Annotated in this window: 2 protein-coding genes; both read right to left on the bottom strand. The window is 68.9% G+C overall.

Annotated features, from left to right (window positions below; all coding sequences use genetic code 11):
• The coding region (locus DYI24_RS26830; RefSeq protein ID WP_283810912.1) for a methyltransferase family protein at nt 1–428 on the bottom strand (428 nt) is incomplete at its 3' end.
• 49 nt (nt 429–477) lie between these two features.
• The coding region (locus DYI24_RS26835; protein ID WP_164574485.1) for a polyprenyl synthetase family protein at nt 478–1,215 on the bottom strand (738 nt) is incomplete at its 5' end.

Below are 1,215 nucleotides of genomic sequence, written 5' to 3' on the forward strand. Positions count from 1 at the left end.
GGATCCGCCAGATCCCGATAAAGCATGGCATGATGGGCCACGAGCGCCAGCACCCCCGGATTGCCGCGCAGCTCGGCGCCGAGCTGGCCGAGGCCGTAGCGTGCGCCGCTGCGCATCTGCAGCAACTGGAGGGCGACTGCGCCGTCGAGCAGCATCCGCATCGACTCGACCGGCAGCGAGAGCTGCGCGGCGAGGTCTTCAGCGGTGGCGGGGCGCTCGGCGACGATGTCGAACAGCCGGAGCTGCACGCAGGCGAGCAGGATCTGCGAATAGACGAAGCCGGCGAGCAGATCGAACATCGCCACGGCGCGCCGGCGCGCGACCGGACGCATCAACGGAAATACAGCGGCAAAGCGCTGAAAGCGCGGATTCGACAGGATCGAATCGCGCCAGCCGAGCAGCCGGTCACGCAGGCTCAAGGAGACCATTTGGTTCTGCTACCACCGGCCGGCCGCGAAGGCCAAGCCGGCGGCCGCGTCAGGCCGCAGTGGCGGCCAGCTTCGCCGGCACCAGGCGGGTCGCTTCCGACATGATCAGCGAGCGCAGCTCGTTGCCATTGGTGCAGTCCGGCATCGCCTCGACGGCGCCGCGCACCAGCGACTTCAGGTGGTAGATCGCGCCGTCGATGCCCATCTCGCGCACCGCGCTCGGGCGATCGTGGGCGATATCCTGGCCGACCGGCTTGCCGATCTCTTCGACGTCGGCAGCGGCGTCGCGGAGGTCGTCGGCAACCTGATAGGCCTCGCCGATCTTCTCGCCGACCATCCGCCACGGCTCCGGATCGGCACCGGCCGACGCTGCGCCCATCGCGGTGGCGGCGACGAACAGCGCGCCGGTCTTGGAGCGGTGATAATGGGCGAGATTGATCTCGGTCTCGCATTCCCAGGCCTGGCCGGCGACGATGCCGAACGGCACACCGACCGCACCGCCAATGATCTGGGTCAGCTTCAACAGCCGGTCCGCCGGACCTTCGGCCCGGGCAATGGTCTGGAACGCCAGCACGATCATCGCGTCGCCGGCGAGCACCGCGAGCGGTTCGCCGAACGCCTTGTGCACCGACGGGCGGCCGCGGCGCAGGTCGGCGCCATCGAAGCACGGCAGATCGTCATGGATCAGGGAAGCGCAGTGCATCAGCTCAAGGGCGGCACCGGCAGCTTCGGTAATTCCCGGATTGTCTTCGCCGCAGGCAAGGGCCACGCTGTGGCAGAGCCGCGG

The sequence above is a fragment of the Rhodopseudomonas sp. BR0C11 genome (genome assembly GCF_010820945.1).
Taxonomy (GTDB): domain Bacteria; phylum Pseudomonadota; class Alphaproteobacteria; order Rhizobiales; family Xanthobacteraceae; genus Rhodopseudomonas; species Rhodopseudomonas palustris_H.